The following is a 14,421-nucleotide window of genomic DNA, read 5'->3' as shown; positions in this document are numbered from 1 at the left end:
CTCTGCCGGAGCGGAAGACCTCGATGCTTCTAGAGTCCGCCGGGCGGCACGTCAAACGCGGCGCAGGTGGTTGTCGAACTCAGTCCCGGTAAAGCTCAGCATATCCGGGGCGCGCGCGCCGTCGTGCTCGAAGCGGACGACGCCGTGGCCGGAGCTCATGACGAACTCCGAGCCGCCGCTCTCCGCAATGCCGCAGCCATCCTCTATCTTGACCTCGTGCACGATCCGCCCGGTCTCGGTGTCGGCGTAGACGATGCGGCCGGCACGCGGCGCGGATGCCGCGAGGTAGCGCCCGTCCGCGCTCATGGCGACGGAGCCGATGTAGCCCTTGAGCGAAACGCCCATGGGGTCGGCGGGCTCTATGATGGAGATGGACTTGTCGAGAGACGCACGGCCGATCAGCTCGGGGCTGTCTTCCAGGCCGCCTTGCCATTGACCGCCGAACCAGACTTCACCCTTCGCGTTGGCGGCGAGGTGGCGCACCGACAGCATGTTGATCTCGGGCGGCAACCCGTGGCTCGCCTTGAGAGAGCCGGTCGCCAGATCGACGAAGGCCATGTTGGGTTCCATGCCCGCAAGGTCGATGCTCTCGCGGCCGGTCGCGGGATCGCTGCCGAAACCGCCGTTGGCGACGACCATGGTCTTGCCGTCGGCGAGCATGATCGCCTCGTGAGGGCCGACGCCATAGGACGGGAACTCGCCGATCCGGCGCCATCCGCCCGACGTGTCGTAAATGCCGATCACGCCTTCGCCGCTCTCGACGTTGTGTTCGCTCGTGTAGAGGAGGCGCCCGTCCTGCGAGAAGAAACCGTGGCCGTAGAAGTGACGGTCGGCGGGCGGGGCGAATACCTCGGGCTCGCGGCGTCCGTCCAGATCGAAGGCGAGCGCGAAAAAGCCGGGCCTGCGGCCGAACACGACGGCGCGGCGCGAGGCGTGCTCAATGGCGACGTCGTGGCCACGCGCCGACAAAGGAATCTCTCGCAGGATTTTTCCGTCGGCGGCGATGAGAAGCACGGCGTAGGTGCCATCGGGACGACGCGCGGCGGAGGCGTAAGCCGCTTCGGTGGCGGCAGCGCCCGCCAATCCTTCCGCCGCGAGTGCGCTTCGAGCAGCGCCCAGCGCCACCAACGATCCGATCAGGAAATGGCGGCGGTCAATCGCCATCGAGTTCGTTGAACCCCAGTACGATTTCAGCATTGGGCGCCAGCTCCTTCACGATGATCAGGCGGATGCCGGAAAGATCGAACCTCATCTTCCTCAAGGCGTGAAGATGGGCTTCCGATCCCCGCTCCGTCGCCCGCAGCTTGTCGAGCCGCGCGGCGTCCGCGAGCAGGCTCTTCCAGGCCTTTGGCAGGAAGTCCGTCATCCATGGCTTGTCGGCCGGAACGTATGCCGAAAGCCCGGTCGTCTCGAACAGATCCCTCAAGGCGACGAGCGAGGAGGTGAGGAACTCGCCCGTCAGCTCCGCGCGCTCAAAGGGAAGGCGCACGCGCTTCGGCGGCGTTTCGTCGAGGGCCGTGAGCTCTGGCGTGACGAAGCGGTTCTTGCAGAGATCGAGCCCAGTCGCGATGGCCTTCACCACGTCGCGCACCGTCTCCGACGCATCCTGATAGAGCGCATTGTCCGAGCCTGGCGTAAGGATCTTGAGGCGGAAACTGTCCTCACCGGTCCAGCCTGTGCTGATCTCGCTTGCGACCGTATCGATATTGGCCGCTATGGCGCTTGCCAGCGCGCAGCGGTACCGGGCGGTTTCCTCCGTCGAGGCGCCAAGCGGCGCCTTTTCGTCGAACAGAAGAACCTCGAGCGCGGTGAGCCCCTGCACGGCGACGCTCTGCTTGGCGAGAGCGCCCGCCTCGAGCAACTCGGGCTTGCGCGCTGCGAGAAGGCCATTCAACTGGCGGGAGGTGGTGGCACGCGGGTCCGGCCAGAAAAGTACACGCTCGAGCCGGTGATTGCGGGAGACGGGCCCGAACCGGATGAAGTCCAGGCTTCCCCAGGCGCGCACCGTGTCGGCGAAGGAGGCAACGGCCGCGCGGCGCGTGGCGTCGTCGGCGCCCTCCTTGCAGACAGCTTGAAGAGCGGCGTTCATGCGCGCCGTCTTCTGCGTCAGGGTCTGGATGTGGGGCACGATGAACTGGTCGACCGCGTCGAGCACCATGGTGGCGTGGCTCTTGCGGATGGGGAGGGCTGCGGCTGGAGCCGCGGCTAGCCCTACGACAAAGGCTCCCATGGCCGCGGCCAGGGACATTCTCAACAACCGGTTAGAGATCACGAAGCAGCTCCTCGGGGCCGAAAGGCCGCCCGATATTTATTCCGGAGCGTTGGGGAGCGGAAGGGCCTCGCGTGTCCGGTTCCCGTGAGGTGCGGAAGATGTACCGCGCCTCAATCGCAGGATTCAAACTCCTCCTCGAGGGGAGCGGGCGTCAACTGGCTGCGGCGCTGCTGCTGCATGCGCATCAGGCGCTCGCGCGTGGAGAAGCTGCGGTAGGGACAGACAAGCCCCCTGCGCTCCAGGTTCTCGACCTTGGCGTAGATCACGTCCACGGCCAGGGGAGCGCACCCGCAGCACTGCATACGCTTCTGCATGTAACGGTATACGACGCCGGGCGTCGGGATCGGCGCTTCGGGCTGGTTCAGGATATCCAGGAGTGCAAGCTCGATGTCGTGGTCGGAGACTTGCTGGCAGGAACAAACGATCATGAGCGTATACCTGCCTGCTTATTGTCTCGGCGCGGCGTGGGACGCCGACGCATATGCCGCTGCGTTCACGATCAGGCCCGGAGACAGCACCTGATCGAGCCCGCGCATGGTGACCGCGAAGCTCTCGGCGTGATGGACGACCTCGTCGATCAGCGAGCTTTCGATGAGAGCGAAGGCGCACGCGCGCATGGCCGGGCAGGTGTTGTGCTGGCAGGCGGCGATCATGGAGACCGCGAGGCACTCGTCGCGGCAGAAGCCCGCGCAGTCCCCCGAGCACACCTCGATCTCGCGGCGGGCTGCCGCGCTCACCGCGCGCACCCAGGCCGACAATTCGGAAACAGCCGTGCGGGCTGCGTTCGGCCCCAGCGCCTTGGCGTAGATGCGCCAGGCTTCCTCCCAGCGATCGATGTCGCCGGATTTGTAGCCCGCCACCCAATAGCGGAAGCCGAGGCCGATCAAACGCTCGGCGCCGCGCTCACCGGCGAGGGTGTGCGGAACGGGCGTCGTAACAGGAAGGCGGCGGAGATTGAGATTAGTGCGCTTCATGACAGCCCTCCCCTGCGGAGGCCGAAATCACGGCGCTGATCGAGAAACGTGAACTGTGCGAGCTTGTTAGCTGCCGCGTCACTGGCGCGTGCATAGCGCAGGCGCACACCACCCATTGCGGGCGAGGTTCGAAAACCATCGATCGGACCTTCCTATTGTCGGGGTTCAAGGCCCCGAAAAGGACATCTTAAGTTGGCTGCTCAGTCGCAACCTTGCGCCTAAGCAACCTCTTTCGGCCGATCGAGTCAAGTGTGCTGATGACACATTACATGACTGGAATCATTCAAAACTTTGTTTTGAAGAGTTCCAAAGTAGACAAACTGTCGGAGGGTCAGCCGTGGCCGGGATGCTGGCGGCGCGCCGCGCTGCCCGCGATGGTCGCAGGCTTGGTGGTGCGACGGGGAAGCTTCGGCTTCGCGCGCCCAGGGGCCGCCTCTTTCCGCTGAACCTTGATCATCTGCTCCAGGGTGTGCTCGTCCAGTACGCTGATAAAAGCGCCGAGCGCGTTGTCGAACAGCTCGTCGAGCGCTGCGAGCTGGCCCTGTGTGCCGCTCCGCTCACTCTCGTCGTTCTCGATCTCGAGATTGAGGATCTCCATCGCGCGGACCACATCACCGATCCGGATCTCCGATGCCGGACGTGCCAATCGCACACCACCATGTCTCCCGCGAACTGCCTGAATAAATCCCGCGCGAGATAGGAGATGTACGATCTTGAAGGTGTTCTGGAGCGTGATGTCACGCCGCTCGGAAATTTCCGCGACTTTCACGAGGTTCGGCTGGGCAACGGCACAATCGAGTAGAATCCGAATCGCGTAGTTGGTTGTTTTGCTGAGGCGCATTGTCTGTCCAGTTTCTCCGCCCGCGACCCACCCCACCGGGGACTCGGTTCAGTTGGTATCCTAAACTCAATCTAGACTAATTCCAAACTACTACGCATATCAAACGGAAATCTGATCCAAATCGGAAACAATCTTGCGGCGGCCCCACACGCAACGATCTACTTATGATAGTTTCCTTACGTATTCTTGACTGTTTGCGTCAATAAGCCTAGTCGGTTTGAGGTGGCTTGCCAACCTTAGGAGGCACTTCTTGTCCCACGTGATCCGCACCGCGCGCTTTTTGCCGCTTTTTGCCGCCGCGACAGCGTCCCTTGCGCTGTTTCCGCTGCCATCCCGCGCCGATGCGCCTGCCGTTAAGGACGTGCTGACGACGTATGCCAACATCGCCCAGGCCGGATACGAGGACAGCCTAAAGGCAGCGCGTCAGCTCAAGACCTCCGTCGATGCCCTGATCAAGGCCCCGACCGAAGAGACGCTGGCCGCAGCGCGCGCTTCGTGGGTCGCCGCGCGTGTTCCCTACATGCAAACGGAAGCCTTCCGCTTCGGCAACCCGATCGTGGACGACTGGGAGGGCAAGGTGAATTCCTGGCCGCTCGACGAAGGCCTCATCGACTACGTCGCTGAATCCTATGGTAGCGAGAACCCGGAGAACGAATTCTACGCCGCCGACGTGATCGCGAACACCTCGCTCAAGATCGCTGGCAAGACGGTGGACACGACCAAGATCACGCCGGAGCTCATTCGCGAAACGCTGCACGAGGCGGGTGGCGTGGAAGCCAACGTGGCGAGCGGCTATCACGCCGTCGAATTCCTGCTCTGGGGCCAGGATCTCAACGGCACGGAAGCGGGCGCAGGCAAGCGTCCGGCCACGGACTATGATCTCAAGGCCTGCACCGGTGGCAACTGCGACCGGCGCGCGGCCTATCTCTCGACCGTCACCGACATGCTGGTCGAGGACCTGGAGTGGATGGCCAAGCAGTGGGCTCCCAACGGGGACGCGCGCAAGTTCGCCACCGAGAACGAGAAGCAGGGCCTCACCGCCGTCTTTACCGGCCTCGGCAGCCTTTCGTACGGCGAGCTGGCGGGCGAGCGCATGAAGCTCGGCCTCATGATCCACGACCCGGAAGAGGAGCATGATTGCTTCTCGGACAATACGCACGCGTCTCACTACGGCGACGCGTTGGGCATCAGGAATGTCTATCTCGCGAGCTACACGCGCACCGACGGAAGCGTTGTTTCCGGCCCCAGCGTCTCCGATCTGGTCAAGGCCAAATCGCCCGAGACGGACAAGCAGGTCCGCGCCGCGCTCGACAAGACGCTGGCGAAGATGACGGCGCTCGTGGATCGCGCTAAGAAGGTCGAGGCTTACGACCAGATGATCGGCCTCGACAATGCAGAGGGGAACGCGACCGTGCAGGCTGCCATTGATGCGCTGATCGCGCAGGCGAAGGAGTTCGAGCGTGCGATTGCGGCCCTCGATCTGAAGGATATCAAGTTCGAGGGCTCCGACAGCCTCGACAATCCGGATAAGGTGGAAGAGGCAAAATAGAGTGGGGGAAAGCCCGCCCTCACTCTATCATTGATTTTTGGAATGTTCGGCCGTTGGGCATGGGGGGCGTCTATGAAGGTTCGGTTCGGTACAGGGATTGTTGCTTGCAGCTTTGCCGCGGCCGTGCTGTCCTCGACTTCGAACGTGCGCGCTGCTGATCTCGGGGGAGATTGCTGCGCGGACCTCGAGGAGCGCATTGCGGAGCTCGAGGCGACGACCGCCCGCAAGGGCAACCGCAAAGTTTCGCTTACAGTCGCGGGCCAGGTGAACCGCGCCATCCTCCTGTGGGATGACGGCGTCGAAGACAACGCTTACGTGGTCGGCAACAAGAACGACCAGAGCAATTTCAGCTTCACCGGCGAAGCAGAGATCACCAAGGGATGGAAGGCGGGCTACGAACTCACCGTCCGCTTGCTCGACAATCTTTCGGACGCCGTCTCCCAGGACGACGACAACGGCGATCAGGGCTTCTTCGTCTGGCAATCGCACTGGTGGGTCGAAAGCGAGAAGCTCGGCAAATTCTCCATGGGTCTCGCTTCGCGCGTGAGCGATACGGCGCCCGAGACCGACCTTTCGGAAGCTGGCGTTGCGGGCTACGCGGGCGTGCAGGACATCGGCGGCGGCTTCGCCTTGAGGCTGCGTGACGGCAGCCTCGCTCCGATCGGCTGGGGCGACGTCTACAATCACTTCAACGGCGATACAGCCAACATCGTGCGTTACGACACGCCGGAGATCGCAGGTTTCGTGGCCTCGGCGAGCTGGGGAGAGGACGACGTCTGGGATGTGGGCCTGCGCTATGCGGGCGAAGGCGGCGGCTTCAAGCTCGAGGGCGCCATCGCCTATACGGAGCTAACGGACGGCACGGACGAGGTCATCGGAAATACGCTGGGCCTCGACCAGTCGACGCTCGTGGGCTCGGTGTCTCTGCTGCACGAGGTAACCGGCCTCAACCTCACGTTCGCAGCTGGCTGGCGCGAGTGGAATCAGGCTGCGACCGACGTCGACGGCGCCACGCGCACGCCAGAGGACACCAGCTTCATCTATACTAAGCTCGGCTGGATCGCGAAGCTCAACCCGCTCGGTCCCACCGCCTTCTACGGCGAGTACGGCTGGTTCAAGGATTTCGTGAGCGTGACGGATGATCCCGCCGTGCTCAATGCTTTCAACGTCACCGGAACGGCGACGCGGATCGCGGGCAACGAGGCCGAAGTGTGGGGCGCCGGCGTGGTGCAGCACATCGAGTCGGCCGAAATGCAGATCTATCTCGGCTACCGCCACCACACCGCCGATTTCGAGCTGGTGGATGCGGCGGGCAACCGGGTTGCTTCGGAAGGCGTCGAGGACTTCGACACCGTGATCAGCGGCGCCAAGATCGCATTCTAGATCGCGATTGATTGAATGCAGTGGGGGGTTCCGGCGCATGGGCCGCCGCGCCGTATTTGCATCGCCGCTTTGATTCCGGTTAAGGCCGGCCGCGCGGAGATGCCCTGAGATGCCTTGGCGCCTCGTGGCGCGGACGATGCTTTATGGGCTCGTGAAACTACTCCCAAAGGTCACCATTGCCGAGGGATCGTACCGGTGCTGAAAATCGGCCGTCCCTTCTCTATACGTTCGCATGCCGCATGGTCCGAAGCGGGCCGGTGTGCACTTGTCCTCCTGCGAGGCGGGGCCTCTCTCGCCGCCAATCGGAGAAGAAGTCGAAAAGGTTTCTGATGCCACGCGCGCTTGGACAGACGGTCTCGACGGTTGCCTTTGCCGCTTTCGTTCCCCTGATCGGCGGAGCAGTTTCTCTCTTGGGCGGGAGCGGCGCGGCCGCCCCTGCGGTCACGGTTCCGGCAGGGATAGAGGTTGGAGAAGAACGCCCGGGCGGCAGTGCCACCTCGCGCGAAAGCGTCACGAACCGCGATGCGTTCTCCCATTTCTCGCACGGCATCGGCTTCGAAGGCGAAGCGCGGTTCAAGGTCGGCAACGCCATCTTCCGCAAGCTTTGGGTCGCTGCCCCCTCGTCCACGCAAGCGTCCGACGGGCTCGGCCCACTCTACAATGCGCGCGGCTGCCAGAACTGCCATCTCAAGGACGGGCGCGGGCGTCCGCCGCTGGCCAATTTTCCGGACGAGACCGCCATCTCGATGTTCCTCAGGCTTTCCATTCCGCCCGAGACGGAAGAGCAGAAGCGTCTTCTCGCCGAGCGCAAAGCCACGACCATTCCGGATCCTGTCTATGGCGGGCAACTGCAGAACATCGCCATTCAAGGGCACGATGGCGAAGGACAGATGCACATTACCTACACGGATGTGCCCGTGACGCTGGCCGGCGGCCAGGTGGTCACGCTGAGGCGGCCGTCGTACTCGGTGATCAATCTCGCCTACGGACCCCTGCATCCCAAGGTGATGCTCTCACCGCGCATTGCACCGCCAATGATCGGGCTCGGCCTCGTCGAGGCCATTCCGGAAGCGGACATCCGCGCCAACGCCGATCCCGACGACGCCAACAAAGACGGAATTTCCGGCCGCACCAACGAGGTCTGGTCCATGTCTTCTCAGAGCGTGAAGCTCGGCCGCTTCGGCTGGAAGGCGGGCGAGCCGAGCGTTCTCGATCAGAGCGCGGCCGCGGCGGCTGGCGATATCGGGCTTTCCAATCCGCTGATGCCCTTCCCCTCGGGAGATTGCACGGCAGCGCAGAAGACCTGCATCGACGCTCCCAACGGCAATTCCGAGCGCGCAGGCGGCTTGGAGCTCAGCAAAGAGTTGCTGGACCTCGTGACCTTCTATTCGCAGAACCTCGCGGTGCCCTCGCGGCGCGACGCGGGCGATGACGCGGTGCTCAACGGCAAGGGGCTTTTCTACAAGGTCGGCTGCGCCGCCTGCCACATGCCCTCCTTTACGACAGGCGTCGTGGACGGACAGCCACATCTGAGCAAACAGCTGATATGGCCCTACAGCGACTTCCTGCTGCACGACATGGGCGAGGGACTTGCCGACGGGCGTCCCGAAGGCGAAGCCAGTGGGCAGGAGTGGCGGACAGCGCCGCTCTGGGGTGTCGGCCTCACGGAGGTGGTGAGCGGCCATACCTTCCTGTTGCACGACGGGCGCGCGCGCAATGTGGAGGAAGCCATCCTGTGGCACGGTGGCGAAGCGCAGGCGGCGCGGGACGGCTATGCGCAGCTCAGCGCGGAGGAGCGCGCGGCGCTGCTCAAGTTCGTCAACTCTCTCTAAGGTTCTGCCGCGGGACGACGACGCGCTGCTCAGGCATCGTCCTCGGCCTGCTTCCAGCCGTAGAGCCAGTCGTAGCGGCGCATGAACGTCTCCGGCGGGATGTGCGCCAGGGTGAGGTTGCGCGCCTTCGCCATGAAGCCAGCCAGATGATAGATGCGTCCGTTGGTTCGTGACGCCTCGGCTACGCGCCGGACGCGTCCCGCACGCGCGCGCTCGTAAGCCTTAAAGGCATGTGCGGGGCGGTCGGGCTCATGAGCCAGCGCATCGGCAATGACGACGGCGTCCTCGAGCGCCATGACGCCGCCTTGCGCGAGAAACGGAAACACGGGATGAGCCGCGTCGCCGATAAGCGCCATGCGGCCGGCTGAGAAGCGCGGCGGCTTTTCAAGTCCCAGCAAAGACCATCGGCGCCAATGGCCGGGCTTGCCCAGGAGATCGCGAAGGAGCGGTGCGAAGCCAGCCGTCCGCGCCGCGACCCACTCGCGATCGCAGGGCGTGCTCCAGTCACCCGATACGGCCTGATCGTCGAAGATCGCAACCAGCGCCATGGCATATCCGGCACTGACGGGATAGTGCACGACATGCACATTGTGCCCGAGCCAGAGGTGCACCTCCGTCCGGCGGAGGGCTTCGGGGACCTCCTCAATCGGGATCACGACCCGCACGGCGCTCTTGCCCGTGTACTGCGGCATGCCGCCGGAGAACAGCCGTCCGCGCAGCGCCGACCATGCGCCATCGGCGGCGATCAGCAGGTTGCCGCGGAAAGTTTCCCCCCTGACGCACACGGCCACCACCTCGTCCGCCTCCTCGTGGGCCGAGGTAACCTCGATGTTCTTTCTCAACTGGATATGCGGCTCGCGCTCGACCGCGGACAGGAGCGCCGCGTGCAGGTCGCGGCGGTGGGCCACCCAATAGGGAGCCCCGTGGCGTTGAGCGATCCATTCGCCGAGAGGAAACCTCGCGAGTTGCTCGCCCGTCACCGAATCGAGAATGCGGAGCGCGTCGGGTACCGTGACGTGCCCCCTCAGAAAGCTGGCAGCACCCAGCTGCTCCAGGATGCGTGTTCCGTTGGGGCCGAGCTGGATGCCCGCGCCGTCATCGCCGAAAGCCGGGCGGCGCTCCAGCACCTCCGAGCAGATACCGCGCTTGGCCAGCGCAAGCGCCGTGGCGAGCCCGCCAATCCCTCCGCCCGCGATCAGAACGTTCTCGAGTGGCGTCGCTGCCATTGCTGGTTGCCGGTCACCGGCCCCTGCCGCGCACCTTACGCGGCCAGATCGCCTGCCAGCGTGACGAGGCAATCCTTCGGATCGCTCTCATCCTCGGCAAGGCGGGGATCGTGCACATAGAGGGTGGAGCAGTAGGGGCAAAGGATCTGGCTGTCGGCCCCCATGTCCAGAAAGACGTGGGGGTGGTCGAAGGGCGGCCGTGCGCCCATGCATTGCAGCTCCCTCACACCGACGAAGATTTTTTCGGCGCCGAGATCGTTGGCAAAGTGGGGCGTCGCGCTCTTGGCCATGGTCTTACTTCATCCCGCTTGTTCGTGAAGCTAACCATAGCGGCGGGCAGCGCAAATTAATAGGGGACGCGGCAACATGGGGCGGCCGCACGGTTGATTTCCATCAGACGGACCGCCTGCGGCGCATCCCGCCTCCCGTCAGGCCCACGGGAGGGTAGCCAGGAGCAGGGCCAGCCCTTCGATGTCATTGCCTCCGAACCCCTTTTGCTGCCACTTTGCGCCCCTCGGCCGACGCGCCGACGCGCAGCCCCTCCTCTCTTGCGAGTGCATCGGAATGCATCCCAGGCCCGACATGAAGACCTTCTCGTCCGACGGCGTGACGCTCGCCTATCTGGACGAGCGGCCTGCAGAGAACCCGGACGCGGAGCCGGTGCTTTTCATTCACGGCTTCGCCTCCAACGCCAACGTCAACTGGGTGGACACGGGCTGGGTGAGCGATCTGCTCGCGGCGGGCTACCGTGTCATCGCGTTCGACAACCGCGGTCACGGCCGGAGCGAAAAGCTCTACGGGCTCGAAGACTACGGCGCGCCGTTGATGGCCGAGGATGCGCGCCGCCTGCTGGACCACCTCTCCATCCCGCGCGCGCACGTGATCGGCTATTCGATGGGCGCGCGGATCGCGGCCTTCCTGGCGCTTGCGCACCCCGAGCGTGTGCAAAGCCTGGTGTTCGGCGGCCTCGGCATCAACATGGTGCGCGGAATGGCCGGCACGGGTCCGATCGCCCATGCCCTGGAAGCGCCAAGCGCGGACGCAGTCAAAAGCCAGGCGGCCCGCACGTTCCGCGTCTTCGCCGAGCAGACGAAGAGCGATCTCAAGGCGTTGGCAGCGTGCATCCGATCGGCTCGCGCGCCGATCACCGCCGAGGCGGTTTCGCAGATCGCGCGTCCGGTGCTGGTGGCTGTAGGCGAGAACGATGTGGTTGGAGGCGCCGCGCCGGACCTTGCCGCGCTTATTCCCGGCGCGGAGGCCTTCGTCATTCAAGGGCGGGAGCATATGAAGGCGGTCGGCGACCGCTCGTTCAAGGATAGGGCGCTCGCATTTCTCGCACGCCATCCGCTGCGCTAGAAGGAGGGCACGTAAGCAGCGCCGGAACCAGATCAAACGCCGGAATCACAAGGCCCCGGTGAGACAGATGTTGCTCGTCGAGGGAACATCGTGGGGGATGCCGAGCGAGCAAGTCTATCTACGGGCCGGGGCCTCGACGCACGAGATCGATTTGGCGCATTACGCATACAATGCCCACCGTTACGGCCTGTGCATCCAACGAGAGAGGGACGGATGCTAATAGCAGGGACCGACAAGCGCCTGACGATCCGGGCATTTGAATTGTAGCAAACACTCGATTGTGTTGTGTACGGATTCGCCAAAAGTCATCCGCTTATTTGTGGATAACTTTGGGGAAACTGCCAGAAAACGGTCGCACTTGAGCCCAACAGGTGCCGCAGAGCCGGCCGCAAACGGACAGAAAATCCTGCGATAGGACGTATGGGGAGGATGGGACACGTTCACCTTTCATTAGCCATAACCGGCATAGTGTCCCAAGGTCATGCGTCTCAGTCGCGTTCTCTTGCTGCCGGTTCTGGTACCGGCCCTGCTGTCCGGATGCAGCTCCGGTCCAGACTTCGTCGCCAAGTACGAGCCTTGGCGGGGAAAGGAAGAGAGCGCGTGCATCGCATCCGGCGTTCTCGCCCACACGACCTTCCTTGCAAGCCGATCCGCGCTCGGCGGTCCGAGCGTCTGCGGGACCGAACGGCCCTACGAGCTTTCCGCGGTTCTCGACGGACAAGTGCGGCTCAAACCGACGGCCATGCTGCGCTGCCCGATGATCCCGCAGGTGGAGCGCTGGACGCGTGAGAGCGTCGCCCCCGCCGCGCGCTACTACTTCGGCACCGACGTGGTGGAAATCTCCGTCGCGGGCTCCTACTCCTGCCGCCCCATGAACCACGTCTCCGGCGCCAAGCTGTCGGAGCACGGCTACGCCAATGCGCTCGACGTGGCGGGCTTCACCTTCGCTGACGGGCGCAAGATCACGATCAAGCGGGGCTGGAACGGCGATGTCACCGAGCAGGCGTTCCTGCGCGCGGTTCATCGCGGCGCGTGCCAGCAGTTCACCACCGTGCTCAGCCCGAACTACGACCGCAACCACGCGGATCACTTCCACGTGGATCTGGCGCGGCGCGGCGCGGATGGGCTCTCACGCATCTGCAAATAGGGCCGGCCGGAAGACTGGCACTGATGTAGGTTTTTTGATTGGTCGCATTTTCTCGCGACGAACCGGCGTCCACTTCGTCGGAGGATGCTCTAGGCGCCGTGGTCTTTGTTCTGGCGCTTGGCGGCCCTGCCCGCGGTTTCCGGTCCGTCATATGTGCAACGGGCCGGTGCGCGGACCTTCCAGCTCATGCCAGTCGGAGCGTAATCGACCTCGACGGTGGCATCGAGCGACTTCTCCACCATGGCGACCATGATCGTGTAGCCGAAACCGCGCCGCTCGGGTGGCGTGACGGGCGGGCCGTCCTCCTCCTTCCAGTCGAGCAGAAACTCCCGCTCCTCGCCCGAGCCTTGCAGCCGCCAGGAGACGATGACGCGGCCGTTGCCGTCCGAAAGGGCGCCGTACTTGCTGGCGTTGGTGGCGAGCTCGTGCAGTGCCATGCCGATAGCCTGGGCTGCAGGCGGCTGGAGACGAACGGGGGGGCCTGAGATCTCGATGCGGGTTCCGATCAACTCGCGGAAGAGCGAAAGTTGCGATCGAACGAGATCGGCTACGCGCACGCCCTGCCAGTTGCTCTCGATCAAGAGATCCTGGCTGGCGGCGAGGCCGACGATGCGGTCCGAGAACTGGCGGACGAACTGCTTCGGGTCGCTCGAGGGCATCTGCCGGGCAATGGCCTGCACAACGGCCAGCATGTTCTTCGAGCGATGGTTGACCTCACGCATCAGGAGCAGGATCTGCTGCTCGGCCTGCTCGCGCAGATGGGCTGCCTCCTCGAGCGCGGTGCCGATAGCGTTGGCCTCGGATATGAGCGTCGGCTGGAACTCGACGGCCCTCCCCTCGCCCAGAGCCTTGGCGGCGCGCTCCGCCATGTTGAGAGGCTTGGTGATGACCCGCGCAACGCCGACGGCACCGGCCAGTCCCACGCAGGTGAAGGCCGCCACGATCAGCACATAGCTCAGAAGCGCCTCGCGTGCGGCGGCGTCGACAAGCTCCGCCGGCACCGAGACGTAGACCACCCACTCCGCCACGCGGGACGGCGCGGTTCCCCACTTCACGACCCTGCCCTCGAGGTCCTTGCCGCTTGCGGAGTTGTCGGTCGCCTCGCCGCGCGTTTCCTTCGACAACGGCTTGCCGACGAACTCCTCATGAAGGCGGGTTCTCGCGATGACGACGCCCTTGCGGTCTGCGATCGTGCCGCGCCAATCCGGCGGCAGCTTCTGCCGGTCGAGCAGCTCCTTCATGAGGCTCGGCTCGAGCGAGAGGGACAGAATGTAGCGGATCTTGCCGTCGCGCTGGACCGGAACGCTGACCGCCATGACCGCTTTCTTGGCCACGTCGCCGATCACCACATCGGATACGAACGGCCGCTGCGATGACAGAATCTCCTCGTCGAAGCCTGTGCTGCGGGGCAGCGGCGTGCCATAAGGGACGCGCGTATTGAAAAGCTGCTGGCCGCTCATGTCGCGCAGGAAGGCGTAAAGCCCCCGTGACTTGAGAGCCGCCTCCGCCTGACGATAGACGGTCGCGAAATCGTCCTCAGCAAGAGCAGGGGTGGTGGCGAGCGATTCGAGGACGGCGATATAGCCGTTGAGCGTCTGGTCGAGATCGGCCGCGATGCGCTCCGCGGTGCGCCGCGTCTCGTCGAAGAGGCGTGCCCGCTCGGTGGTCGTCAGGCGTGCCGCCTCCATGCCCAGCAGCACGAGCAGGGGCACGGCGAGCGCGATGATCGACAAGGCGAGGAAATAAGAGACGGGCCACGGCGGGCGAAGAGAGAATTTTCTATCCATTCCGGGCTGGGCCATCCAAGCTGGCGGTGTTTCTTACTCTTATATCAACCCGCG

General features: G+C 64.3%; 13 protein-coding genes. 5 read left to right on the top strand and 8 right to left on the bottom strand.

Annotated elements, in window-relative coordinates; genetic code table 11:
* Positions 1 to 51: 51 nt before the first annotated feature.
* The 5 genes from F812_RS0105810 to F812_RS26005 all read right to left on the bottom strand — a co-directional run bounded on the left by F812_RS0105810 (position 52) and on the right by F812_RS26005 (position 4,087).
* A complete protein-coding gene (locus F812_RS0105810) occupies positions 52 to 1,197 on the bottom strand; it encodes a DUF1513 domain-containing protein (protein ID WP_040497925.1) in 1,146 nt (381 codons plus the stop codon).
* On the bottom strand, positions 1,154 to 2,248 hold the full coding sequence (locus F812_RS25295; RefSeq protein ID WP_083929093.1) for an imelysin family protein: 1,095 nt from the start codon (positions 2,246 to 2,248) through the stop codon (positions 1,154 to 1,156). The genes F812_RS0105810 and F812_RS25295 overlap by 44 nt, the downstream gene beginning before the upstream one ends.
* A 134-nt stretch (positions 2,249 to 2,382) precedes the next feature.
* Positions 2,383 to 2,700, bottom strand: a complete 318-nt coding sequence (locus tag F812_RS0105795) for a (2Fe-2S)-binding protein (RefSeq protein WP_020085016.1) — start codon at positions 2,698 to 2,700, stop codon at positions 2,383 to 2,385.
* Positions 2,701 to 2,718: 18 nt separating this feature from the next.
* Entirely contained in the window at positions 2,719 to 3,246 is a 528-nt protein-coding gene (locus F812_RS22760; RefSeq protein ID WP_020085015.1) for a hypothetical protein, read from the bottom strand.
* A gap of 331 nt (positions 3,247 to 3,577) precedes the next feature.
* On the bottom strand, positions 3,578 to 4,087 hold the full coding sequence (locus F812_RS26005) for an RrF2 family transcriptional regulator (protein WP_083929092.1): 510 nt from the start codon (positions 4,085 to 4,087) through the stop codon (positions 3,578 to 3,580).
* A 250-nt stretch (positions 4,088 to 4,337) separates the two neighbouring features.
* Here F812_RS26005 and F812_RS0105780 point away from each other — a divergent pair, with 250 nt between their 5' ends.
* The 3 genes from F812_RS0105780 to F812_RS0105770 all read left to right on the top strand — a co-directional run bounded on the left by F812_RS0105780 (position 4,338) and on the right by F812_RS0105770 (position 8,851).
* The gene (locus F812_RS0105780) at positions 4,338 to 5,636 is read left to right on the top strand and encodes an imelysin family protein (RefSeq protein ID WP_020085012.1); all 1,299 of its coding nucleotides are present in this window, start codon (positions 4,338 to 4,340) and stop codon (positions 5,634 to 5,636) included.
* Positions 5,637 to 5,780: 144 nt separating this feature from the next.
* A complete protein-coding gene (locus F812_RS22750) occupies positions 5,781 to 7,019 on the top strand; it encodes a porin family protein (protein WP_156827279.1) in 1,239 nt (412 codons plus the stop codon).
* Between the two features lie 329 nt (positions 7,020 to 7,348).
* A complete protein-coding gene (locus F812_RS0105770) occupies positions 7,349 to 8,851 on the top strand; it encodes a di-heme oxidoreductase family protein (RefSeq protein ID WP_020085010.1) in 1,503 nt (500 codons plus the stop codon).
* 29 nt (positions 8,852 to 8,880) lie between these two features.
* On the opposite strand, the gene F812_RS0105765 is transcribed toward F812_RS0105770, so the two are convergent.
* Together F812_RS0105765 and F812_RS0105760 are read right to left on the bottom strand one after the other, a co-directional pair.
* Entirely contained in the window at positions 8,881 to 10,077 is a 1,197-nt protein-coding gene (locus F812_RS0105765; protein WP_020085009.1) for an FAD-dependent monooxygenase, read from the bottom strand.
* A gap of 35 nt (positions 10,078 to 10,112) precedes the next feature.
* Positions 10,113 to 10,367 (bottom strand): zinc-finger domain-containing protein, encoded by a 255-nt coding sequence (locus F812_RS0105760; protein WP_020085008.1) that lies wholly within the window; start codon positions 10,365 to 10,367, stop codon positions 10,113 to 10,115.
* Positions 10,368 to 10,659: 292 nt separating this feature from the next.
* Here F812_RS0105760 and F812_RS0105750 point away from each other — a divergent pair, with 292 nt between their 5' ends.
* Positions 10,660 to 11,433 (top strand): alpha/beta fold hydrolase, encoded by a 774-nt coding sequence (locus F812_RS0105750; protein WP_020085006.1) that lies wholly within the window; start codon positions 10,660 to 10,662, stop codon positions 11,431 to 11,433.
* 481 nt (positions 11,434 to 11,914) lie between these two features.
* On the top strand, positions 11,915 to 12,580 hold the full coding sequence (locus F812_RS0105740) for an extensin-like domain-containing protein (protein ID WP_020085004.1): 666 nt from the start codon (positions 11,915 to 11,917) through the stop codon (positions 12,578 to 12,580).
* Positions 12,581 to 12,669: 89 nt separating this feature from the next.
* Here the strand turns inward: F812_RS0105740 and F812_RS0105735 are convergent, their stop codons facing one another.
* The gene (locus tag F812_RS0105735; protein WP_020085003.1) at positions 12,670 to 14,367 is read right to left on the bottom strand and encodes a sensor histidine kinase; all 1,698 of its coding nucleotides are present in this window, start codon (positions 14,365 to 14,367) and stop codon (positions 12,670 to 12,672) included.
* Positions 14,368 to 14,421 lie beyond the last annotated feature (54 nt).

This window comes from Hyphomicrobium zavarzinii ATCC 27496 (assembly GCF_000383415.1).
Lineage (GTDB): Bacteria > Pseudomonadota > Alphaproteobacteria > Rhizobiales > Hyphomicrobiaceae > Hyphomicrobium_C > Hyphomicrobium_C zavarzinii.
This window is presented reverse-complemented; position numbering and strand designations above follow the sequence as displayed.

Excerpts from the sequence above, each read along its gene's own strand:
- F812_RS0105810 (WP_040497925.1), bottom strand. The coding sequence starts at position 1,197 with ATGCTGAAATCGTACTGGGGTTCAACGAACTCGATGGCGATTGACCGC.
- F812_RS25295 (WP_083929093.1), bottom strand. The coding sequence starts at position 2,248 with ATGTCCCTGGCCGCGGCCATGGGAGCCTTTGTCGTAGGGCTAGCCGCG.
- F812_RS0105795 (WP_020085016.1), bottom strand. The coding sequence starts at position 2,700 with ATGATCGTTTGTTCCTGCCAGCAAGTCTCCGACCACGACATCGAGCTT.
- F812_RS22760 (WP_020085015.1), bottom strand. The coding sequence starts at position 3,246 with ATGAAGCGCACTAATCTCAATCTCCGCCGCCTTCCTGTTACGACGCCC.
- F812_RS26005 (WP_083929092.1), bottom strand. The coding sequence starts at position 4,087 with ATGCGCCTCAGCAAAACAACCAACTACGCGATTCGGATTCTACTCGAT.
- F812_RS0105770 (WP_020085010.1), top strand. The coding sequence starts at position 7,349 with ATGCCACGCGCGCTTGGACAGACGGTCTCGACGGTTGCCTTTGCCGCT.
- F812_RS0105765 (WP_020085009.1), bottom strand. The coding sequence starts at position 10,077 with ATGGCAGCGACGCCACTCGAGAACGTTCTGATCGCGGGCGGAGGGATT.
- F812_RS0105760 (WP_020085008.1), bottom strand. The coding sequence starts at position 10,367 with ATGGCCAAGAGCGCGACGCCCCACTTTGCCAACGATCTCGGCGCCGAA.
- F812_RS0105750 (WP_020085006.1), top strand. The coding sequence starts at position 10,660 with ATGAAGACCTTCTCGTCCGACGGCGTGACGCTCGCCTATCTGGACGAG.
- F812_RS0105740 (WP_020085004.1), top strand. The coding sequence starts at position 11,915 with ATGCGTCTCAGTCGCGTTCTCTTGCTGCCGGTTCTGGTACCGGCCCTG.
- F812_RS0105735 (WP_020085003.1), bottom strand. The coding sequence starts at position 14,367 with ATGGATAGAAAATTCTCTCTTCGCCCGCCGTGGCCCGTCTCTTATTTC.